The sequence below is a fragment of the Glacieibacterium sp. genome (assembly GCF_965200405.1).
GTDB lineage: Bacteria > Pseudomonadota > Alphaproteobacteria > Sphingomonadales > Sphingomonadaceae > Glacieibacterium.
Genome location: NZ_OZ241356.1, coordinates 2476899 through 2495849, shown reverse-complemented (window position 1 = coordinate 2495849; position 18951 = coordinate 2476899). Strand labels below are relative to the sequence as shown.

Annotated in this window: 18 protein-coding genes; 7 read left to right on the top strand and 11 right to left on the bottom strand. The window is 67.3% G+C overall.

From position 1 onward, the window contains the following. Window positions 1–28: 28 nt before the first annotated feature. Complete coding sequence (locus ACOFKW_RS11650) at window positions 29–1312, bottom strand: hypothetical protein (protein ID WP_419814318.1); 1284 nt, start codon at window positions 1310–1312, stop codon at window positions 29–31. A gap of 102 nt (window positions 1313–1414) precedes the next feature. Here ACOFKW_RS11650 and ACOFKW_RS11645 point away from each other — a divergent pair, with 102 nt between their 5' ends. The 3 genes from ACOFKW_RS11645 to ACOFKW_RS11635 are packed head-to-tail and all read left to right on the top strand — an operon-like array spanning window position 1415 to window position 3602. Further along, on the top strand, window positions 1415–1873 hold the full coding sequence (locus ACOFKW_RS11645; RefSeq protein ID WP_419814317.1) for a MaoC family dehydratase: 459 nt from the start codon (window positions 1415–1417) through the stop codon (window positions 1871–1873). Then, a complete protein-coding gene (locus ACOFKW_RS11640) occupies window positions 1870–2415 on the top strand; it encodes a carboxymuconolactone decarboxylase family protein (protein ID WP_419814316.1) in 546 nt (181 codons plus the stop codon). Before ACOFKW_RS11645 ends, ACOFKW_RS11640 begins: the two co-directional genes overlap by 4 nt. Before the next feature lie 11 nt (window positions 2416–2426). Then, on the top strand, window positions 2427–3602 hold the full coding sequence (locus tag ACOFKW_RS11635; RefSeq protein WP_419814315.1) for an acetyl-CoA C-acyltransferase: 1176 nt from the start codon (window positions 2427–2429) through the stop codon (window positions 3600–3602). 43 nt (window positions 3603–3645) lie between these two features. Here ACOFKW_RS11635 and ACOFKW_RS11630 read toward each other — a convergent pair whose 3' ends face one another. After that, a complete protein-coding gene (locus ACOFKW_RS11630) occupies window positions 3646–5166 on the bottom strand; it encodes a sulfotransferase (RefSeq protein ID WP_419814314.1) in 1521 nt (506 codons plus the stop codon). A gap of 235 nt (window positions 5167–5401) precedes the next feature. Between ACOFKW_RS11630 and ACOFKW_RS11625 the strand changes: the two genes are divergently transcribed. Continuing rightward, the gene (locus ACOFKW_RS11625; RefSeq protein WP_419814313.1) at window positions 5402–6190 is read left to right on the top strand and encodes a PEPxxWA-CTERM sorting domain-containing protein; all 789 of its coding nucleotides are present in this window, start codon (window positions 5402–5404) and stop codon (window positions 6188–6190) included. 47 nt (window positions 6191–6237) lie between these two features. On the opposite strand, the gene ACOFKW_RS11620 is transcribed toward ACOFKW_RS11625, so the two are convergent. Together ACOFKW_RS11620 and dgcA are read right to left on the bottom strand one after the other, a co-directional pair. Next, window positions 6238–6642, bottom strand: coding sequence for a host attachment family protein (locus ACOFKW_RS11620; protein WP_419814312.1), 405 nt, complete (start codon window positions 6640–6642; stop codon window positions 6238–6240). A 72-nt stretch (window positions 6643–6714) separates the two neighbouring features. Continuing rightward, window positions 6715–7695 (bottom strand): N-acetyl-D-Glu racemase DgcA, encoded by a 981-nt coding sequence (dgcA, locus tag ACOFKW_RS11615; protein WP_419814311.1) that lies wholly within the window; start codon window positions 7693–7695, stop codon window positions 6715–6717. Between the two features lie 47 nt (window positions 7696–7742). On the opposite strand from dgcA, the gene ACOFKW_RS11610 reads away from it, so the two are divergent. Next, complete coding sequence (locus ACOFKW_RS11610) at window positions 7743–8123, top strand: YkvA family protein (RefSeq protein ID WP_419814310.1); 381 nt, start codon at window positions 7743–7745, stop codon at window positions 8121–8123. A 5-nt stretch (window positions 8124–8128) separates the two neighbouring features. After that, window positions 8129–8455, top strand: a complete 327-nt coding sequence (locus tag ACOFKW_RS11605) for a hypothetical protein (protein ID WP_419814309.1) — start codon at window positions 8129–8131, stop codon at window positions 8453–8455. Here ACOFKW_RS11605 and ACOFKW_RS11600 read toward each other — a convergent pair. The 3 genes from ACOFKW_RS11600 to ACOFKW_RS11590 all read right to left on the bottom strand — a co-directional run bounded on the left by ACOFKW_RS11600 (window position 8452) and on the right by ACOFKW_RS11590 (window position 12441). Then, window positions 8452–9414, bottom strand: a complete 963-nt coding sequence (locus tag ACOFKW_RS11600) for a c-type cytochrome (protein ID WP_419814308.1) — start codon at window positions 9412–9414, stop codon at window positions 8452–8454. The two genes, ACOFKW_RS11605 and ACOFKW_RS11600, sit on opposite strands and share 4 nt — an antisense overlap. 171 nt (window positions 9415–9585) lie before the next feature. Further along, on the bottom strand, window positions 9586–11892 hold the full coding sequence (locus ACOFKW_RS11595) for a GH92 family glycosyl hydrolase (protein WP_419814307.1): 2307 nt from the start codon (window positions 11890–11892) through the stop codon (window positions 9586–9588). Between the two features lie 144 nt (window positions 11893–12036). Then, entirely contained in the window at window positions 12037–12441 is a 405-nt protein-coding gene (locus tag ACOFKW_RS11590) for a phosphate-starvation-inducible protein PsiE (RefSeq protein ID WP_419814306.1), read from the bottom strand. Window positions 12442–12625: 184 nt separating this feature from the next. Here ACOFKW_RS11590 and ACOFKW_RS11585 point away from each other — a divergent pair, with 184 nt between their 5' ends. Continuing rightward, window positions 12626–12853, top strand: coding sequence for a hypothetical protein (locus tag ACOFKW_RS11585; protein WP_419814305.1), 228 nt, complete (start codon window positions 12626–12628; stop codon window positions 12851–12853). A gap of 250 nt (window positions 12854–13103) precedes the next feature. Here the strand turns inward: ACOFKW_RS11585 and ACOFKW_RS11580 are convergent, their stop codons facing one another. Genes ACOFKW_RS11580 through ACOFKW_RS11565 form a run of 4 tightly spaced genes read right to left on the bottom strand, consistent with a single transcriptional unit; the run spans window position 13104 to window position 18772 of the window. After that, entirely contained in the window at window positions 13104–14486 is a 1383-nt protein-coding gene (locus tag ACOFKW_RS11580; RefSeq protein WP_419814304.1) for a CapA family protein, read from the bottom strand. Further along, window positions 14483–16135, bottom strand: coding sequence for a hypothetical protein (locus ACOFKW_RS11575; RefSeq protein ID WP_419814303.1), 1653 nt, complete (start codon window positions 16133–16135; stop codon window positions 14483–14485). The genes ACOFKW_RS11580 and ACOFKW_RS11575 overlap by 4 nt, the downstream gene beginning before the upstream one ends. 25 nt (window positions 16136–16160) lie before the next feature. Beyond that, on the bottom strand, window positions 16161–17312 hold the full coding sequence (locus ACOFKW_RS11570; protein WP_419814302.1) for a dipeptidase: 1152 nt from the start codon (window positions 17310–17312) through the stop codon (window positions 16161–16163). After that, window positions 17309–18772 (bottom strand): S10 family serine carboxypeptidase-like protein, encoded by a 1464-nt coding sequence (locus ACOFKW_RS11565; protein ID WP_419814301.1) that lies wholly within the window; start codon window positions 18770–18772, stop codon window positions 17309–17311. Before ACOFKW_RS11565 ends, ACOFKW_RS11570 begins: the two co-directional genes overlap by 4 nt. Window positions 18773–18951: the final 179 nt, after the last annotated feature.

Sequence of the window (18951 nt, the reverse complement as noted above, 5' to 3'; positions counted from 1 at the left end):
CCGGCGAAGCGCCCGCGAAAGGGACAGGTCAGCGCGCCGTCGCAAGATCGGCCGGGATCGTTGGTTGCGACAGGATCGACGCCATCTGCTGCCAGCGCGCCTTTTGCGACTGGCCGGCGGCTTCGACCCGGGCCTTCACCATGTCTTTGCCGAGCCCGTAGTTGATCACATAGCTGCGGTAGTGATCGGTGAAGCCGATCGCTTTCTCGGCGCGGGCGAGGGAGAGCAGCTCGTACTTCTGCTCTGCCTCAACAGCTGCGGAACGGGTCAGCCGGCCGTCGAGATATTCCTGTGCGATGGTGAAGCGAGCACCCGACAAGCGCTGCATCGCCTTGAGCAAGGCGGCGTAGCGTGGCGCCTCGGCTGGATCGAGCCCGGCCAAAGGGTACAGAGTCTTCGCTTCGAACGTCGCTCGTTCGGCGCCAGGGAAGGCCAGCTCGATGCCGTAGTTGGCCGAGCCCTCGGCTATCAGCGACTGGGGGCCGTACAGCGGATAGACCATGAATTCGATCCAGCCGCGGGCCCGGGCGAGCCGCTGTTCGAGCAACATGTTGTAGACGTGGTGGCCGGGGTAGCCCTCGTGGCAGCCGAGGTCGACGGCGCGGTCGATCAGCACTGGCAAGTCGGTGTTTACCTGTATCAGGCTGGTGTTGTTGCCCTTGTAGTAATTGTAGCCGCTCCACGGTTTGCCGGTGACCAGTTCCAGCTTGAATTTCTCGTCGGCGGGGAGCGGGATGTGGGCAACGGTGCGCCGGCGGCATTCGGCGATGGCGGCGTGCATGACGTCGTTAAGACGGCCAGCGGGGATGACGAAGCGGTTGCGGTAGGTATCGACCCGTTGCCAAAGGTCGCCAGGCCCGGGCAGCAGGCGGTCGACCGCGGCGAGGGTCGCGTCATAGCTGGCGAGGGGCTTGAGCGCCGGGCGGACGCCGAACAATCCCTCGGCTTCGTCCTCGAAGGTGAAGCGCTTGCCGGCGTGCATCGCCAGCCGGGTCTCGGCGGCGGTGAGCTGGCCGATCAGGAAGGCGCGGCGGCGGCGTTCGAGTGGTGACAGGGTGGCGGGTGCGACGGCCTTGGCCTGGGCGGTCAGCTTGGCGGCGGCGGAGCGGAGGGCGTCGACGGTGCGGGGGTTGGCCTTGGCGGCGGCGGCCCAGGCGGGCGGGCCGTAATAGGCATCGACGTATTCGGGTTCGCGTTCGCCGGCTTCGAGGCTGAGCTGGACGTAATCGCGGGCGATGGTGTCGAGAGGGGAGCGGGCGGCGCCGAGGAGGAGCAGGGCGAGCGTGACGAATATGGGATGTTTTGAGGACATTGGAAAAGTTTAGCGGGAGGAAGGAGGGTCGGCAAATTTCTAGGGTGACGTTTACGTAAACCGGGTTTAAAGCTGGCCGAAATCGTCGGGGAGTGAGGCTGAATGCGCGCCACTGTGTCGCTGGACGACTATCGAGCCAAGATCGGCAGCGAGGTCGGGGTGTCCGACTGGGTGCTGGTCGACCAGGCGAGGATCGATGCCTTTGCCGAGGTTACCGGCGACCACCAGTTCATCCATGTCGATCCGGTGCTGGCTGCGCAGACCCCGTTCGGCACGACGATTGCCCATGGTTACCTGACACTTAGCCTGTGCTCGGTGTTCGGCTACCAGGCGATGCCGAGCCTGGAGGGCGTCAAGATGGGGGTCAACTACGGCCTCAACAAAGTCCGCTTCATGGCCCCGGTGAAGTCCGGCAAGCGCGTCCGCGGCCGCTTCAATCTGCTCGCGGTCGAGCAGCGACCCGACAAGGGCTGGCAATCGACCGTCGCCGTCGTCGTCGAGATCGAAGGCGAGACCAAACCTGCCCTCGCCGCCGAGTGGCTGACCCTGGTGTACCTATGAGCCGCATCGGCCTCCTGCAGCAGCCGTTCCCCGAGCCGTTCGCGGCGGACATGGCGAAAATGACCGCCCCCGGCCGCGAGCCGCTGACGCTGTTCACCTCGATCGGCCAGTCGCCGCGGGCCTGGGAGCGCTTCACCGCCGCCGCGATGTCGGGCCCCTCCCCCCTGTCGATGCGCGACCGCGAAGTCGTCATCATCCGCACCTCGGCGAAAACCGGCGGCGAGTATGAATGGGGCATCCATTCCAAGGTCTTCGGCAAGCAGGCCGAGCTCACCCCCGAGCAGGTCCGCTCGACCTTCGACGGTCATGCCGACGACGGCAACTGGAACGAGCACGACGCCGCGCTGATCGCCGCCACCGACGCGCTGCTGACCCGCCACAAGCTCGACGATGCCGAGTTCGCGCGGCTGAGCGGCCAGTTCGACACTGCCCAGATCCTCGAGATCATCCAGCTCATCAGCTTTTACCACGGCATCGCGATGATCACCGGTGCGCTCGACCTGCAACCCGAAGCCGGCATGCCGCGCTTCCCAACCGCCTGAGGACCCGACCCATGCGCGAAGCCGTCATCGTCTCCACCGCCCGCACCCCGATCGGCCGCGCCTATCGCGGCGCCTTCAACGCCTCGCCGCCGCCGATGCTGGGCGGCCATGCGATCAAGCACGCCATCCAGCGCGCCGGCATCGAGGGTGCCGAGGTCGACGACGTCGTCTGGGGCGCCTCGCTCCAGCAGGGCGGGCAGGCCCCCAACATCGCGCGCCTGTCGCTGCTCCGCGCCGGCCTGCCGACCTCGGTCAGCGGCCAGTCGATGGACCGCCAGTGCGCCTCCGGACTGATGGCGATTGCCACCGCCGCCAAGCAGATCATCGTCGACGGGATGGATATCACCGTCGGTGGCGGCCAGGATTCGATCTCGATGGTGCAGACCAACAAGATGCGCATCGATCCCGATCCCGGCCTGATCGCGATGCACAGCAACGTCTACATGCCGATGATCGACACCGCCGAGACCGTCGCCAAGCGCTACAACATCAGCCGCGACCGCCAGGACGAGTATAGCTACCGCTCGCAGATGCGGACCGCCGCAGCGCAGCAGGCCGGCAAGTTCGACGCCGAGATCGTGCCGCTGACCTCGCAGATGGGCATGGCCAACAAGGAAACCGGCGAGATCACCTTCCACGAGGTGACGCTGTCGAAGGACGAGGGCAACCGCCCCGAGACGACGCTGGTTGGCCTGCAGGGCCTGAAGCCGGTGCGCGAGGGCGGCGTGATCACCGCCGGCAACGCCTCGCAGCTGTCGGACGGCGCCTCGGCCTCGGTGCTGATGGAGGCGGGCGAAGCCTCGCGGCGCGGCCTGACCCCGCTCGGCGTCTATCGCGGCATGGCGTCGGCCGGCCTCGACCCCGACGAGATGGGCATCGGCCCGATCTACGCCATCCCCAAGCTGTTGAAGCGCAACGGTTTGAAGATGGACGACATCGACCTGTGGGAGCTCAACGAGGCGTTCGCCGTGCAGGTCCTGCACTGCGCCGACGTGCTCGGGATCGACCAGGAGAAATTGAACGTCAACGGCGGCGCGATCTCGATCGGTCACCCGTACGGCATGTCGGGCGCCCGCCTGACCGGCCACGCGCTGATCGAGGGCAAGCGTCGCGGTGCCAAGTACGTCGTCGTGACGATGTGCGTTGGCGGCGGCATGGGCGCGGCCGGGCTGTTCGAGGTCTATTGAGCCAGGCATCGACCCTCTCCGCGAAAGCGCGGAGAGGGTCGGGTCAGGGCGCGTAGCCGAGGCGCTCCACCAACGGTGACAGCAGGTCGTCGACGGCGGCGAAGTGGCGAGCATAGCCGCGCCAGCGCCCGGCCGACGAGCGATAGAGCGGCCGCGCGACCTGGCTGCGGCTCGGGCTGGTGATATAGGCAGCGCGGGCGCCGACATGGAAGTCGAGCAGCGCCGCGTCCCAGTCGAGGCCGATGAAATCGAGCAGCCGCGTCAGGCTCGGCTGGAAATCCCCGACGACATCCTCGTAGCGCAATTCGAGCCACGGCATCGTCAGCGTGTCGCGGATGTGCAGCCACCAGTCGGTCACCGCGGCATAGAGTTGCGCGGTCGAACGCCATTCGAGCAGGTGGACGGTCGCCGCCGTCGGCACCATCAATTGCTGGAAGCCGCTGAGGCAGACATCGCGCGGATCGCGCAACATGTAGATGATGCGCGCGTCGGGAAACAGGACGTTGATCGCGGCGACATCGACGCTGCTCATCGTGAACTTGTCGACGAACACCGGGCGGTCGATGCTGTCGCCGTAGCGGCCACGGGCGCGCGACCAGTACAGCGCGCGCAACTGCTCGACTTGCGCCAGGTTGAGGCGCGCCAGCTTGGTGGCGATCGAGCCGGGACCGGCCAGTCGCTGCTGCACCTCCGCCAGCACATCGTGGAGCATGTTGCCCTCGTCGGCGACGAAGACCTGGGGGTGGGCGCTCAATACCGCCTGCACCAGCGTCGTGCCGGACCGCAGGAACCCTATCAGGAAGACCGGCGCGGGGCGCGTCGCGCCCGTTTTTCCGGTCCAGCGGCCGAGTGCGGCGGCATCGTATGCGCCGGTGTTGGCGGCGATCAGCCGGGGCAGCAGCTTGCGGTCGTGCCGCGCCAGGTCGGCGACGTCGTGCGCGGCGCGGCCCGCGGCCTCGAGGTGGTCGAAGGCCTCGTCGAAGCGGCCCTGCCGGTCGTCGAGGCGCGCCAGTTCCTTATGGGCGCGGAGCCGTACCGCGGCATCGTCTGGTCCGGCGAGCACGGCGTCGAGGCGCGGGCGCGCTGCATCGAGATCGCCGGCATCGATCTCCAGGCTCGCCTGCAGCACCTCCAGCATCGGCACGCCGGGCGCCAGCCGCAGCGCCTCGGCACCCGCCGCGACCGCCCCGCGGGGATCGTTGAGCTGGCTGCAGGCGACCGCCAGCAACTGCTGCAGCCGGGCATGATCGGGATAGGCGGCGGTCGCGGCGCGCGCCAGGTCGAGCGCGGCGGGTACGTCGCCCCATTGCTGGAGCTGTGACAGGATCTCGACCAACCGTACCGGGGTCTGCGCCGACGGCGCAGCAAGCATCGCCCGTCCGGCCTTGGCGAGATGCCGCGTCCCGGCCAGCCGCTCGCCCAGCGCGCACAAGGCCTGGCCCAGCCACGCCTCGGCGGCGGCATTCGACGGGGACTCGGCCAGGGCCCGGCGAAACCATTGCGCGGCGGTGCGCGGGTCGCGGGCATGGGCGGCCGCGATGCCACGTTGCAGACTGATCGACATGCAAATTACCCCCTGACCGACGTTCTAGTAACGATGGCTTGGACAAGAAACGGCTTTTTCGCAGATCGCTCATTCTTGTGAGTTTTATCCTATCGAATGCGCACTTGAAAATTAACAGATCGTTTATTATGGTCGTTACTGACTAGTGATTCGATTATCCGGGGGGGGTCGCCACGGGGGTCAGGGTTACGATGTCGCTTTTTCTCTCGTAACTCTTTTGGATCAGGGGATAACCATGCAAGTTCTGACACGGGCGGCGCTATGCGCCGCGGCGGGCGCAATCGTGACTTTCGGCACTGCTGCGCAGGCCGGCGGCTTCATCAACGGTGGCTTTGAAAATGGCACGGCCAGCGGCTGGACCCAGGGTGGCGGCTATCGTGGCAACACCTACAACCCCGACCTGGTACCCGCGAGCTACATTCCCGGCGATGGCGGCTCGCGTTCGGCAGTCATCGACCTCGGCACGATCGATCCGAACGTCGGTTCGGCGCTGGGATCGACAGTCTATTCGGGCAGCCACAGCTTCCGTGTCGAAGACACGACTTACGGTGGCAATGCATCGGTCATCCAGCAGCGCGTCAACAACTACACCGATTCAAACATCTTCTTCGCGTGGAAGTCGGTGTTGCTCGGCGCGCACGGTGCGTTGGATGCCGCGACGATGATCATCACGCTGACCGACCTGACCGCCAATAAGGAGCTGATCCGGCGCGAATACAATGCGACCGGTTCCAGCATCGATGGGCGGTTCTCGTCGCTGGACGGCAATTACTACACGCCACTCTGGCAGATCGAGCAGCTGGCGATCGATGCCACGCTGTCCGGGCACGACTTCCTGCTGTCGGTCCTCGGTGCCGATTGCCAGCCGACCGGCCATTGGGGCTATGTCTATCTCGACGGCTTCGGCGCCGTGACCCCGCCGACCGGTGGCGTCCCCGAGCCGGCGACCTGGTCGATGATGATCACCGGCTTCGGCCTGGCCGGCATGGCCGTCCGCCGCCGTCGCAGCCTCGCGACCGCCTGACCTCGAAAGATCGGCAGCGGCGTCACGCGACGCCGCTGCCGATTGTCTTACTGGGCCGCCAGCGCCGCTTCGATCTGGGCGGTGGAATGGCCGGTCAGGTCCTTGGCGATCTCGGCGACCAGCTTGGCCTCCAGCGCCTTGTGCCAATGCTTGCGCAATTCGCCCAGCGTCTTGGGCGCGGCGATCACGACCAGATGGTCGAACTTGTTGGCCAGCGCCTGCTTGTTGAGCATCTCGGCGGTGCCGGCGGCGAAGCCGTCTTCCTCCATGCGGCTGTCGCCGGGATTGGCGGAGCTGCTGCCGTGACGGCCGCCCGAGCCCTTGTTCTCGCTGCTGATGTCGCCGACCGGCAGGGCCGTCAGGCTCGGCTCGGCATCGGTGCCGCTGTTGCGGTACATCACCAGTTTCTCGCCATCGGCGACGGCGACGACGGTGCCATGGGCTAGCTGCATTCGATAAACTCCGGTTGTTGTGCGCGGAATGAACGAGCGGCAGCGCGGTTCGGGGGCAAGCCGGCGTCGCTTCTAGCCCCACAATGCCGGTTCGGGCGGCCAGACGTCGGAGCCCTGGAAGCGCATGCCGCCGTCGCGATCCTCGATCAGCAACGGCCCGTCGAGGTCGGCGAACTGGCTCTGCATGCCGATGTAAAAGGCCGGCGCGATGCCGAGCGAGGTCGACAACATGCAGCCGGTCATCAGGCCCATGCCGCGCAGCCGGGCGGCGTGGACCAAGGCGTGCGCCTCGGTCAGCCCGCCGGCCTTGTCGAGCTTGATGTTGATGAAGCGGTAGCGTCCGATCAGCGTGCCCAGGCTGGCGCGGTCGTGGCAGCTTTCGTCGGCGCACAGCGGGATCGGCGAGTTGACGGTGTCGAGGAGGTGGTCCTCGCCCGCCGGCACCGGCTGCTCGATCAGCTCGACGCGGTATTTGTCGAGGGCGTGCGCCAGGCGCTCGATGTCCTGACCGCCCCAGGCCTCGTTGGCGTCGACGATCAGCCGCGCGTCGGGGGCGCCCCGGCGGACGGCGGCGACGCGGTCGAGGTCGCCCTCCCCCGACAGCTTGAGCTTGAGCAGTTCATGGCCCGAGGCGGCGCGGGCGGCGACCTCCATCGCGCCGGGCTCGCCGAGGCTGATGGTATAGGCGGTGAGCATCGGCTGCGGACGCGGCAGGTCGAGCGCCTGCCACACGGGGATGCCGCTGGCCTTGGCTTCCAGGTCCCAAAGCGCCGCGTCGACCGCGTTGCGCGCCGCGCCGTGCGGCATCAGGGTGAGCAGGTCGGCGCGCGCGGCGCCCGCGGCGATGGCGTCGGCCTGGCGCTCGATCTGGGCGAGCACGGTGTCGGCGCTCTCGCCGCGGTAGTAGATCGCGGTGCCCTCCCCCCGGCCCCGCAGCGCGCCGTCGACGATCTCCGCGACGACGACATCGACATGTGTCTTGGCGCCGCGCGCGATGACGAAGCTGCCGCGGACGGGGTAGCGCTCGATGCGCGCGGTGAGGGAGCGGGTCATGCGCCAGCCTGTAGCGGCGGCGCGGCCGAGCGGCTAGGCTCCTGCGGATGCTGACCAAGTTCCGCCGCTGGGCGCACGACCTGTTGCGCGACGTCCATGCCATGTGGCTGGCCGCCCGCGACCCGCGCACGCCGCTGGCGGCCAAGGCGCTGGGCATCGTGGTGGCGGGCTATGCGCTGTCGCCGATTGACCTGATCCCGGATTTCGTGCCGGTGCTCGGGCTGCTCGACGACCTGCTGATCGTGCCGGCGGGGATCTGGCTGTTCGTGCGGATGGTGCCCGACGCGGTAATGGCGCAGGCGCGCGCCGAAGCGACGCTGGCGGCCGACCGTCCGCGTAGCCATGTCGGCGCGGCGTGCGTCGTGCTGCTGTGGCTGGCGCTGGCCCTGGCGATCGGCTGGCAGGTCGCCGGTTTCATGAGTTGGTGAACGATATGGACGATCAGCCCGAGGACGATTTCGAGGCGGAGGGCGAGGTCGTGCTCGATCCCGTCGTCACCGTGGCGCGCATCACCGCGCTGGAGATGATGGTCGGTCAGCTGACCCTGACCCAGCTCCGCATCCTCGACAAGCTGGGCGAGATCAAGCTGTCCCCCGACTATATCCAGGAGCTGGCCAAGGCCTATTCCGAGAAGGTCGACGAATCGACGATCATCGAGACCTCGTCACCCGAGGTGAACTACGAGTTCAAGCTCAACGTCATCCACCACCTCGAACGGTTCTTCGACGAGATCGCGGCGCATCTGTCGCGCAATCCCTAGGGCTTGAGGCTGCCCGCATAGGCCGCGAGGTCGACCATGTCGGCGGTAGCGAGGCGTGCGACCACCGGCTTCATCGGCGCCCCGCCCGCGCCGTGCCGCGCACCGCTGCGGAAGGCGTACAGCTGGCGGAACAGATAGCTCGGCGAGCGTCCGGCGAGCGGTGGCCCGAGGCCGCCCTGCAAATTGCCGCCGTGGCAGGTGCTGCAGCGCTGCGTCGTTCCGTGGCCGCCGGTGGTGGCGAGCAGCTTGCCCCGCGCGATCGCGCCGACCGGGACATAGGCGACATAGCCGGCGCTGGCGTCGCGCTGCTCGAAGCGGGCGAAGTCGTCGGCGGCCTCGATGATGCGCGGCGTCTTCTCGGGCGATGCGGCGGCCCCGGTCAGGCGGTAGATCGAGGCGTCGGGCACCGTGCCGGGCGGGTGCGCCGCCTCGACGACGCGGACCAGCGAGCGGTATTTCAATTTCGAGAAATAAGCGGCGGCCTGGGCGACTTCGGCGGGGGTCGCGGCGCGGGCGACCTGCTGCATGCCGGTGGTGGGGCCCCAGCTCGGGTCGAGGGGCAGCCGCGCGCCGCTGGCGATGTCGCGGACCTGGCGCTGGATGTAAGCCGCCGGCAGCCCGGCCAGCGGCGCGTTCTCAGGCCGCCCCTCGCCGTCGGGGAGGTGGCAGAAGCCGCAGGCCATCGTGCCGGGCGGATGACCGTGCAGCACCGCCGCCGGTGCCGCCGGATGCGAAGCCGGGAACCAGTCCGAAACCTCGAAGCGGTTGCGCAGCTGCACCGTCGAGAAATGCTGCGTCGAGCCGGGTACGCTGAGCGGCACGTCGGTGGCGCGCGCGCCGGGCGGTCCGCCGGGCGCGGTCCGGGGAAACGCCCAGGAAATGTCGTCGTCCGCCGCCAGCGCCCCGCCAGCCAGTCCCAGCACGCCGGCGATCATCAGCAATTGGCGCAATCTTCGCATCAACGTCCCCCCGCCAGCGCGCCTCTGTCGGGCACGTCGATCGTCGCCCGCACTCTAGACGCTCGAGGCGCAAGTTGCCAGCGCCGGAGGCCCGGCCGACCTCCGTATTTTCCGAAAGTCGCTGGATCTATCAGGTTCGCACCCGCAACGCGTTCGGCAGCCGAATGCCCGCTACCGGGACATCGAAAATGGTCGAGCCGCCCGACTGCTGGCCCATTGCCGGTTCGGCTGCGGTCCCATCGTGACATGAAGTTCGCCGCCGGCACGGATTTCCGGATCGGTGATATAGCTGCGCTTCAGGTCGACGCCGTTCAGCGTGATCGCCGTGATGTACTGGTTGACGTCGGACAGGCCGTCGGCGCGAACGACGAAGCGCTTGCCGTTCGGCAGGTTGAGGACGGCGCGGTCGGCGAACGGACGGCCGATGACATACTCGTTCGACCCGGGTGCGACCGGATAGAAGCCGATGGCAGTGAACACCAGCCATGCCGACATCTGTCCCAGGTCGTCGTTGCCGGCGAGCCCGTCCGGCGTCGGCTTGTACTGCGACCCGACGATCTGCCCGAGGCGCTGCTGCGTCCGCCACGGTGCACCGGCGAAATTGTACAGATAGGCGACATGGTGGCTGGGCTCGTTGCCGTGGATATACTGGCCGATCAAACCGGCGATGTCTTCGGCATGGCTGTAGTCGAGTTTTGAATTGTCGAACTCGAACATCGCGTCGAGCTTGGCGATGGTCTTCGCTTCGCCGCCGAGCAACCGGATCAGTCCGGCCTCGTCCTGCGGCACGAACCAGCTATACTGCCAGGCGTTGCCCTCGGTGTAGTCGGCACCGTAGTTGATCGCGGTCGGATCGAACGGCGTGCGAAAGGCGCCGCTCGACAGCCTGGCGCGCAGCCAGCCCGTCTTGGCGTCGAAGCTGTTGCGCCAATAGCCGGCGCGCTCGTCGAAGCGAGCGGCGATCTCGCTGCGGCCCATGGCCCTGGCCATCTGCGCGATCGTCCAGTCGTCGTAAGCATATTCGACAGTCTTCGAGGCTGCCTCGGGCTCAATGTCGATCGGCACATAGCGCCGCGCCATATAGGCGCCGAGCCCACCGTAGGAGGCGGCGGTGGCACTCGCGACCATCGCCGCCAGCGCCGCATTCGCGTCGAAGCCGCGCAGGCCCTTGCGATACGCGTCGGCGATGACCGGCACCGCATGGTAGCCGATCATCGTCCAGGTCTCGCGGCCCGCAAACTGCCACACCGGCAGGATGCCATCCGGGCTCTGCTGCTGGCTGGCGACGAGCGAATTGATCACGTCGGCCGTGGTCTGCTCGGGCTGGACGAGCGTCAGCAGTGGGTGCTCGGCGCGGAACGTGTCCCATAGCGAGAACGTCGAGCGTGGCGTGTAGCCCTTGGCCTGGTGAACCTGGTCGTCGACGCCGCGGTAGCGCCCGTCGGCATCCCCCCAGACGCTCGGCGCAAGCAGCGCATGATAGAGCGCGGTATAGACGCTGGTCCGCATCGGCGCCGCCGCATCGATCTCGACAGCACCGAGTGCCGACATCCACGCCGCCGTCGTCAGGGCCCGGATCGCATCGAAATCGCCGGCTTCCGCCTCGAGATTTGCCACCGCCGCGGCTTCGTCGACCCCGGACAGCGCGACCTTGACCTCGAGCGGCCGGTTCAGGACACCGAAATCCAGACGTGCCTCGAGCGCCCTGCCCAGCTTCTCCGCGAGGTCGTCGCTGCCGCGGCCGGGCCCCTGGAAGCCCTTGTAGGCAATGCCGGTCTCGCGGTCGACGAACGCGTGACCGGTCAGCGGCGCCGAGAAGCGCATGGCGAAGAACAGCTTGCGGCCTGGCGCCCAGCCGCGGGTTTCGCGGAAGCCGGTGACCGTGCCGTCGGTGCGAAGGTGCAATCCCGACCACAGGACCTTGCCCGGATAGTCGTAGAGGGACGAGCGCAGGTCGACGACCAGATGCGCCGCCTGGCCGGCCGGAAAGCCATAGCGGTGGACGCCGACGCGCGTGCCGGCGGTCAGTTCGGCACGAATACCGCTTTCGGCGAGGGTGACGGCGTAATAGCCGGGATGCGCGGTCTCGCTGGCGTGTTCGAAGCGCGAGCGATAGCCCGAGCCGGGCCGTTCGGGATCGCCCGGGTCGAGGCTGACTGTGGCGCCGGCCTGGGGCATGACCAGCACGTCGCCCAGGTCGCTGTGGCCCGCACCGGAAAAGTGCGTGTGGCTGAAACCCTGTATGGTCGGGTCTTCATAACGATAACCGGCGGCGTGGCTGTAGCAGTCGCGCAGCTGGCACCGGGTGTCGGTATCGGGTGACAGCTGGACCATGCCGAACGGCGCCGTCGCACCGGGAAAGGTGTGTCCCTGCCCGCCGGTCCCGATCATCGGATCGACGACGTCGAACGGGGCAGCGACCGTCTGCGCCAGTGTCGGTGCGTGGAAAGCGAGGGCGATGAGAACCGGCAGCCGCATGCTTTGCGGTAGCGGACACCGGACGCGCATGTCCAGCGGCGAAGCGACCCGATCCGCGACGCACGCCGGCCAGCATTTCAAGCCGGCGACGGGCGTGACCATGGCGCGGCCTCGATGGGCCGGAAGCCGGGTCGATGCCTGTCGCTACTGGCGGTGCGTCGTCCGCAAGATGATCATCGCCGCCACCGCCAGCAGCAGAATGGCGCCCGCTTCGAAGACGATGTTTTCCGGCGCCATGGCTTTGCCCTGGAGCACGATCAAACGCGACAGTGCGGTAATCGCGATGAATATCGGATAGACGAACGGCGATCCCCGGCCAGTGTAGAACACGGCGATCATGCCAACGACTTCGGTGTAGAGAAACATGAGCAGGATATCGGCGAGGTTGACGGTCTGAGCTTGCAGCACCCGCCACACCTCGGTTGCTGCAGCGGCAATCGTCATAGCTGTGACGACGATCAGAAAAACATGCTCGATCAAGCCGAATGCGCGCTTCGTCGCCGTGTCCGCGGGCGGGCCGGAGGGTAATGGAAGATCGTCGTGTGCCATCGACCGTTTCAGCGATTATCTGGCGCTACTGTTCCAGTTTTGTGAACGATCGCAACCTGCTATGATGGGCGAACGCGCATCGGTTGCTCGACACTGCCGATGCGATCGAGCTGGAGATTGCCGCGATGCCGGCCGTGACCGTCGAGGACCATGGCCTGTCTCGCACTCGTGCCGGAGACCGGGAATGACAGGGACTTCGTTTATCCTGCTGAGCTTTGCCGTCACGCACGGCGTGCCGATCGCGCTGGCGTTGCGAGACCTGCGCCGGCTCGGCACGACGCAACCACGGGGCGGCGACGAACCACCGCCGCCTGAGATGCCACGGCCCAAGCCGCTGCCGGACTGCCTGCTGCCGGTCGCGACCCCGCGGCCGAGCGTGCGGTTACCCGAGCGGGTGCTGGAAGACGCTTGATCGAGCGAACCACGCGCGATGCCTGATGCGAAGCGGCGCCCGGGCCGCACCGGGTATCGAGCGCGGAAGCCGCAGGCATCGGTGCGCGTGGGGATGGACCAGCGGCTGTCCTGCGCCAGCTGCTGAGCCGTGGTTGATAATGCAGCCGAACCGTCGTTGGCCAATAGCGCTTCTAGCTAAGTTTCGTCGTTCAATGACCAAACAACTGCGCTTCGCACCTTGCCTATCGCCTTGCAGTTGATGTCCCTTTTCAATGCTGCAAACGAATTACGCCGACCTCCCGATCGATCATAATATTGGTACCGAACTGGCGGGAATCGCGCTGGAGTCGTTCCAGTATCTCCGAAGCCCGGTTCCCGGTTGCCAGATGAGGCAGGCCGCGGCTGTTGGGATCGTCTCGATTGGCGAGGTCGATCGGATAAAGCCGCACCCGGAGCGCCTTGGCGCCGTCGAAATCGGTGATTGCCATGACGCTGTCATACCAGCCCGGCGGGTTGGTCGGTCGCGGGTCCGGTTCGGGCGGATAGCCCTCGTCCGAAAATCCCTGGAAGAGGCTGTCGGGCGTCCCCATCAGCGCGGGTTTGAAATAGAACATGCCGAGCCCGTAGAAAACCGGCTTGCCCTTGTAGATCTCGATGCCGCGCAACGAGTGCGGGCCGCCACCCATGATGACGTCCGCACCGGCATCTACAGCATCGTGGAAAAGCCTGATTAGGAAATCGGGTGGCGCCGGGGTATCGTCGTCGACGCCGGTCGGCGTTTCATGGGCGTGAATGTGAAAGACCACGAGATCTGACTGCGCCTTGGCATCGTGCACCGCCTTGAGCAGCGCGGCATGGTCGTACAGGTCCATGTCGTATTGCAGGCCGGTCCTGTCGGCGAGCCGGTAGATCTGGTCATCGAAGACGATCTGCCTGGCATCGGCCAAGGGGGCTGGCTTCAACGGCGAGGCCAGCTCGGTTGCCAGCTTGCGGACCATGTCGAACTGGGGTGTGGTGACGAGGTTGATGGTGCGGGTGCGCAGGGTGCTGATCCCCGCGGCCGGCTTGAATTCGGCGGTGGCGTCGTTGGCGCTCGCATAAGCCTTGAATGTCGAGGCGGTCGATACGAGCGCGACGCGTCCCTTGGGCGTTTCGTAAAAGGCAGCGCGTCGGGCGTCCTGCAGGCTGCGACCGCCACCGGCGTGGACGATGCCTGCTTCGTCGAGCAACCGCAGGCTTTCGAGCAGGCCGTCCTCGCCGAAGTCGGTGGCGTGGTTGTTGGCGACCGAGACCATGTCGATGCCCATCGCCTTGTAATCGCGTGCCATGGTCGGTTCGTACAACAGGCCGCCGGGTCCGTGGGCACCGCCCCGGAGTGTCTTCAAGTCGAAGGCGATGCCCTCCTGGTTGGCGATTGCCACGTCGCCGCCGCGCAGGATCGCCAGCACCTTCTGATATTCAGGATCCGGCGTCTGGGATCGCGGGCGTGCGAGCATGAGGTCGCCGACCGATACGAGACTGAACGCGCCCTTCAGGCTGGCCGGCTTCGCGGGGGTCTGCAGGATCTCGCGAAGGTTCGGACCCTGGGCGAGGGCAACGCTGCCGAGGCAGAGCGCGGCGATGGTGATGCCCAACTGGCGAAGCCTTGTCATGCAGCAGCTCCCAAGCGGCGGCAGGCGCTGTCGGGGACTTCGGGGACGCGTTGCCACTGGTAGGCATCGAAGGCGGCCCCGCGGGGCAGGAAGGTCAGGGAGAAGGTCCGGTCGGCGCGCGTGATGGCGACGGTCATCGTTGCCGCCGGGTCGCGCTTGACGCCTTCGGTGGTGATGACCGGGAGGACGACGATGTCACCGTTGCGGACGCCGGCGCGGTCGGCTTCGGAGCCGGGGATCAGCAGGGAGACGATCTTCCTGCCATCGGGCCCGGCCTTGGCCGTAAAACCCATCTCGTAGCGGCGGATCTTCGTACTGTACCGGCGGAAACACGGGCCATAATCGCCGGATTCAGGCACGACCACGCCTCCAGACAGCATCGCGCGATGGACCGTGACGCCGTCCTCGCCGATCTCCCGGCGGACGAGGTCGAGCCAGTCGGATTCGGTGATGTCCTTGCCGCTGCGCTTCAGATGGACAAGGGCGCGGACCAGGTCGTCGACCGAGCGCCTGCCGCTCGACGCGCGGCGGATCCTGCCGTCGAGCACCGCGAAATAAAGCGCGCCGCGGTCATAGCCCAGCGTATTGAGCCAGGTATTGGTGAAGAAATTCGGGATGATCCGCTCTTCCGCCGCATCGATCTCGGCGTTGGTGTAATAGCGCGCGGCGGTCAGGTTGATGTCGCGCAGATAGGTCTCGGTCGAGGTCATGCCGGCGAGCCACGGCAGCCGGACCTGGTAGAAGACCGCGTCGCCCTCGTCGTACCAATTGCCGAGGCCGTTCATCGTGAAGGTGTGCGTCATCTCGTGGCCGAGGATCTGCTTCATGTTCTCGCCGGTGACGCCAGGGCCATAGGTGGCGAAGAACGAGTTCGGAAAGGCGACCCCGCCGCCCGGGTTGTTCAAGCCGTTGCGGCGAATGAAGACGCGGTAGGCCGGGTCGTCGGGGGTCGCGAAGAATTTGGTCATGTAGCTGTGCAGCGCGCCCGCCCATTGCATCGGCGGGTGCGGGTCGAACCCCGGATCGCCCGACCAGGCAGCGGAGAACTTGCCCTGCGCCGGCACCGGATCGCGCGTCAGCCGGCCCGCCATGAAGGCGGTCGAACCCAATCGCGACAGCGGCCCGGCGGGCATTTCCGCATTGCCGTCACCGGCGCTCGACACCGCCGTCGCACCGGGCCCCATCCGCGCGAGATCCCAGACGATGCGGATCCGGTAAGGGGTCTTCAGGTCGGGCACCGCCAGGAGCGTCATGCCGATGGCGGAGAAGCCGCTGCCGTCCAGCCTCGGGTTGATCGGGGTGGTGCCGCCATTCGTCGGCGTGTTGGTGACGGTCACCCGGTAGCGGATCGTCAGGTCGCCGCTGACCGCGCGTTGCGGAGTCCAGTTCCGCTCTGCGCCCGTGGTACCGCGTACGACGCCGGCAGCGTCGGTGACGATCGGGGTCGCGCCCTCCGGTATCTCGAACAGCGGGACGCCGCCCGGGGCGCTGACGCCGGGCACGGCGATGACGATGCCGACCTCCCCCCGGTTGGACGCCTCCACCATCGGGCCGGGCGCGAGCGTCACCGTGGCGACCGGCGGGGCCGCAGCGCCGCCAGCGATCAGCAGCGCCCCGATCACCGGCAAGCGGCGTGAAAGTCTGCGCATCGAAGCTCCATCGCCGGTCACCGCGTCAGCCCCAGATCTCGCGGGCATAGCGCAGGAAATTCGTGCCCAGGACTTTCTCGATCGTCGTGGATTTGTGCCCGCGGGCCGCCAGCAGGCTGCCCAGCTTGCGAAACTGCCCGCGCCCACGCAGGTCGTCGACGAAGGGATGGGTGTCGGCTCGCTCGCCGGTCGCGGCAATGCCCTTGGCGACCCGGTCCGCATGCTCCTTGGCCAGCGCGCTCTTGTACGCTTCCAGGTCGTCGATCGCGGTGGTGCCGCCATCGGTACCGATGCCGACATGATCCTCGCCGCAGACATTCAGCGCGTGCTCGATATGCGCGACGACATCGGCGGCGGTCGCGTGTCCGGACGCAGCGAGGAACGGCATGAAGTAGATACCGACGAACCCGCCCGATCGCGCGACCAGCCGCAGTTCCTCGTCTGTCTTGTTGCGCGGCAGGTCGGTCACGGCGCGGCAGCCGGTGTGATTGATCGAGATCGGCTGCCTGGAGGCCCGAATGGCGTCGAGGCAGATCTGGCGACCGGAGTGCGACAGGTCGACCATGATGCGGTTGGCGTTGAGACGCTCGACGACCTCATGCCCGAACTTGCTGAGGCCGCGACCCGCCGGCACCATCGATCCGTCGCCGAGCTGGTTGGCGGCATTGTAGGTCAGCTGGACGACCCTGACGCCGAGGTCGGCGAAGATATCGACACGGCTGGCATCGCTGCCCATCATCGCGGCGTTCTGGAAGCCGTAGATGATGCCGATCTTCCGGCTCGCCCCGGCGCGCAGGATGTCGTCCGTGCCGAGCACCTTGAGCAGGTCGCGCGGATGGGCGCGCAACGCACGATCCCACCGGCCGATGGCCCCGACGCTGCTTTCGAAAGGGTCACCAGACCCGGCTACATAGCCGAGCGTGATGTTCACCGCCGTCTCGCCCGAGGCATGGGCATCGGCGATCATACGCGGGGTGATCACCAGCGGGCCGCGGTCGTCCTCGTCGAGCGGGTGGTTGGGGTCGTCGAGCGCACCCAGCGCGTTGATGACGACAGGGTCGGCCCGCGCAGCCGACGCGGCTTTTACAGTGGCCGCATGTGCGGCCTTTCCGGTGGCCGCGTGTGCGGCGAGGGTCGCGCCGGCAAGACCGAACAAGGTCCGACGATCGATGATCATGGTGTTTCTCCGGATGCCAGCCGCGCCAGGCGGCGCAGATCGTCGGCGAACAGGGCGCGGGCCGGGGCGTCGCGGTAGATGGCGTGGCCGGCCAGATAGCAGCGGAAGCCGATCGCCTCGTGGAACGGCGGTTCGAGATGCCGGCCGAGCTCGGCATCGATCGAGCACCCACCGAGCGGATCATAGGCGGCGTGGGCGACGAGCACCCTGAGCCGCGGATCGAGCTTGATCGCCTCGGCGGCGCCCGGCAGGTTCGCGCCGTATTGCGGCATGCCGATGACGTCGCGCGCCTCCCACGCAACCTCGGCTGCATGGATCTGCTCGGGCGTCGCACCATAGACCGTGGAGTGAAGCCACAGCGCGTTCACCGATTTGGGATAGACGCCGCCAGGGGCGAAGCCGTCCTCCAGCGTCTCGATGCCGAGGTATGGCAGATCGGAGTGATAGCCGAGATCGTGGCGCAGAGAGTGCAGCCCGATGGTCAGCGGCGGCGCATGAAAGGGCTCGAAGATCCGGTAATCGGAATAATAGGGCAGCTTCCCGGGAACCAGGTGCCCCAGGAAAAAGCCTTGCGTCACGATCAGCTTGTCGATGTCGATCTCGCTCACGGCCAGACCGGTATGCCGCGCGAGTTCGACTGCCACCTGACGGCGCTGCGCGACGGAAAGGCTGGCGAGGCGTCGCAGCGAGGGAAGATAGACGCGGCGAGCCCAGTCCTCGGCGGAGCGACGGACCGCCTCGGGGGTGGCGCCCAGCGTGGGCGACAGCTTGTGGTAATAATGTGCGGCGACGGCGTAGTCGCCGACGTGCATCGCAGTCGCGATCAGGTCCTGCCCGGGATATTGCGGCAGGCCGGACGAGTTCGAAATCAGCGCCAGCCCCCTGACCTTGAAGCCGCGCTTCAGCAGCTGGTAGGCCGCCGATCCGGCGCGACCGGAGCCATAGCTTTGGCCCGACAGGATGAGCGGTGTCGCCTCGTCGCCGTGCTGGAGCACCCAGGCGCGGACGAATTCGGTCGCGGCGGCGACGTCACCGACGATGCTGGTAAAGGCCGGCTGGGCCGCGGCGCTGACGGCGCGCGAGAAGCCGGTCCCGACCGGGTCGACGAAGACCAGGTCGGCATCGGTCAACAGCGTGTCGTCGTTGTCGACCAGATGGTCGCCCTCGATACGCCGGGGGCCAAAACCCTCGAACTCGGTCGAGGCGGCGGGCAAGCCGGGGCCGCCATTCCAGATGAAGGCGAGCGGCCGGGTCTTGCCGGGCGAAGGCGCGACGCGATAGGCGACGTAGAAGATATGGCCCAGCGGCTCGCCGGTGCCGACATCGCGGATGGCGATGCGACCGGCCTCGGCGGAATATTCAAGCGGGCGGCCGGCGACCGTGATCGAGTGGCGGGTGACGATCGCCGGCGGCTCGGCGCTCACCGGCACCGCCAGCGCGGCGATGGCCAAGCCGAGCAATGCGCGGGCCCACCCGGCCTTCGTCCTGAATCCCACGCCGCCCCCCGAAGCTGCTGCTGACCGGTAATACGCGGCTCATCGCCGAAACCTCACGATCGAGGCCGCCTGTCGCGAAGTGGGTTTTCGGTCGTCGGGCGTATTGATGTCTGAAACTGTCGGCGGCTGATGGGGGCATGACT

What these genes read in the sequence shown, in the direction of transcription:
- ACOFKW_RS11630 (WP_419814314.1), bottom strand. Translation starts at nt 5,166, where the DNA reads ATGTCGATCAGTCTGCAACGTGGCATCGCGGCCGCCCATGCCCGCGAC.
- ACOFKW_RS11640 (WP_419814316.1), top strand. Translation starts at nt 1,870, where the DNA reads ATGAGCCGCATCGGCCTCCTGCAGCAGCCGTTCCCCGAGCCGTTCGCG.
- ACOFKW_RS11590 (WP_419814306.1), bottom strand. Translation starts at nt 12,441, where the DNA reads ATGGCACACGACGATCTTCCATTACCCTCCGGCCCGCCCGCGGACACG.
- ACOFKW_RS11625 (WP_419814313.1), top strand. Translation starts at nt 5,402, where the DNA reads ATGCAAGTTCTGACACGGGCGGCGCTATGCGCCGCGGCGGGCGCAATC.
- ACOFKW_RS11600 (WP_419814308.1), bottom strand. Translation starts at nt 9,414, where the DNA reads ATGCGAAGATTGCGCCAATTGCTGATGATCGCCGGCGTGCTGGGACTG.
- ACOFKW_RS11605 (WP_419814309.1), top strand. Translation starts at nt 8,129, where the DNA reads ATGGACGATCAGCCCGAGGACGATTTCGAGGCGGAGGGCGAGGTCGTG.
- ACOFKW_RS11595 (WP_419814307.1), bottom strand. Translation starts at nt 11,892, where the DNA reads ATGCGGCTGCCGGTTCTCATCGCCCTCGCTTTCCACGCACCGACACTG.
- ACOFKW_RS11585 (WP_419814305.1), top strand. Translation starts at nt 12,626, where the DNA reads ATGACAGGGACTTCGTTTATCCTGCTGAGCTTTGCCGTCACGCACGGC.
- ACOFKW_RS11650 (WP_419814318.1), bottom strand. Translation starts at nt 1,312, where the DNA reads ATGTCCTCAAAACATCCCATATTCGTCACGCTCGCCCTGCTCCTCCTC.
- ACOFKW_RS11610 (WP_419814310.1), top strand. Translation starts at nt 7,743, where the DNA reads ATGCTGACCAAGTTCCGCCGCTGGGCGCACGACCTGTTGCGCGACGTC.
- ACOFKW_RS11580 (WP_419814304.1), bottom strand. Translation starts at nt 14,486, where the DNA reads ATGACAAGGCTTCGCCAGTTGGGCATCACCATCGCCGCGCTCTGCCTC.
- ACOFKW_RS11575 (WP_419814303.1), bottom strand. Translation starts at nt 16,135, where the DNA reads ATGCGCAGACTTTCACGCCGCTTGCCGGTGATCGGGGCGCTGCTGATC.
- dgcA (WP_419814311.1), bottom strand. Translation starts at nt 7,695, where the DNA reads ATGACCCGCTCCCTCACCGCGCGCATCGAGCGCTACCCCGTCCGCGGC.
- ACOFKW_RS11645 (WP_419814317.1), top strand. Translation starts at nt 1,415, where the DNA reads ATGCGCGCCACTGTGTCGCTGGACGACTATCGAGCCAAGATCGGCAGC.
- ACOFKW_RS11620 (WP_419814312.1), bottom strand. Translation starts at nt 6,642, where the DNA reads ATGCAGCTAGCCCATGGCACCGTCGTCGCCGTCGCCGATGGCGAGAAA.
- ACOFKW_RS11570 (WP_419814302.1), bottom strand. Translation starts at nt 17,312, where the DNA reads ATGATCATCGATCGTCGGACCTTGTTCGGTCTTGCCGGCGCGACCCTC.
- ACOFKW_RS11635 (WP_419814315.1), top strand. Translation starts at nt 2,427, where the DNA reads ATGCGCGAAGCCGTCATCGTCTCCACCGCCCGCACCCCGATCGGCCGC.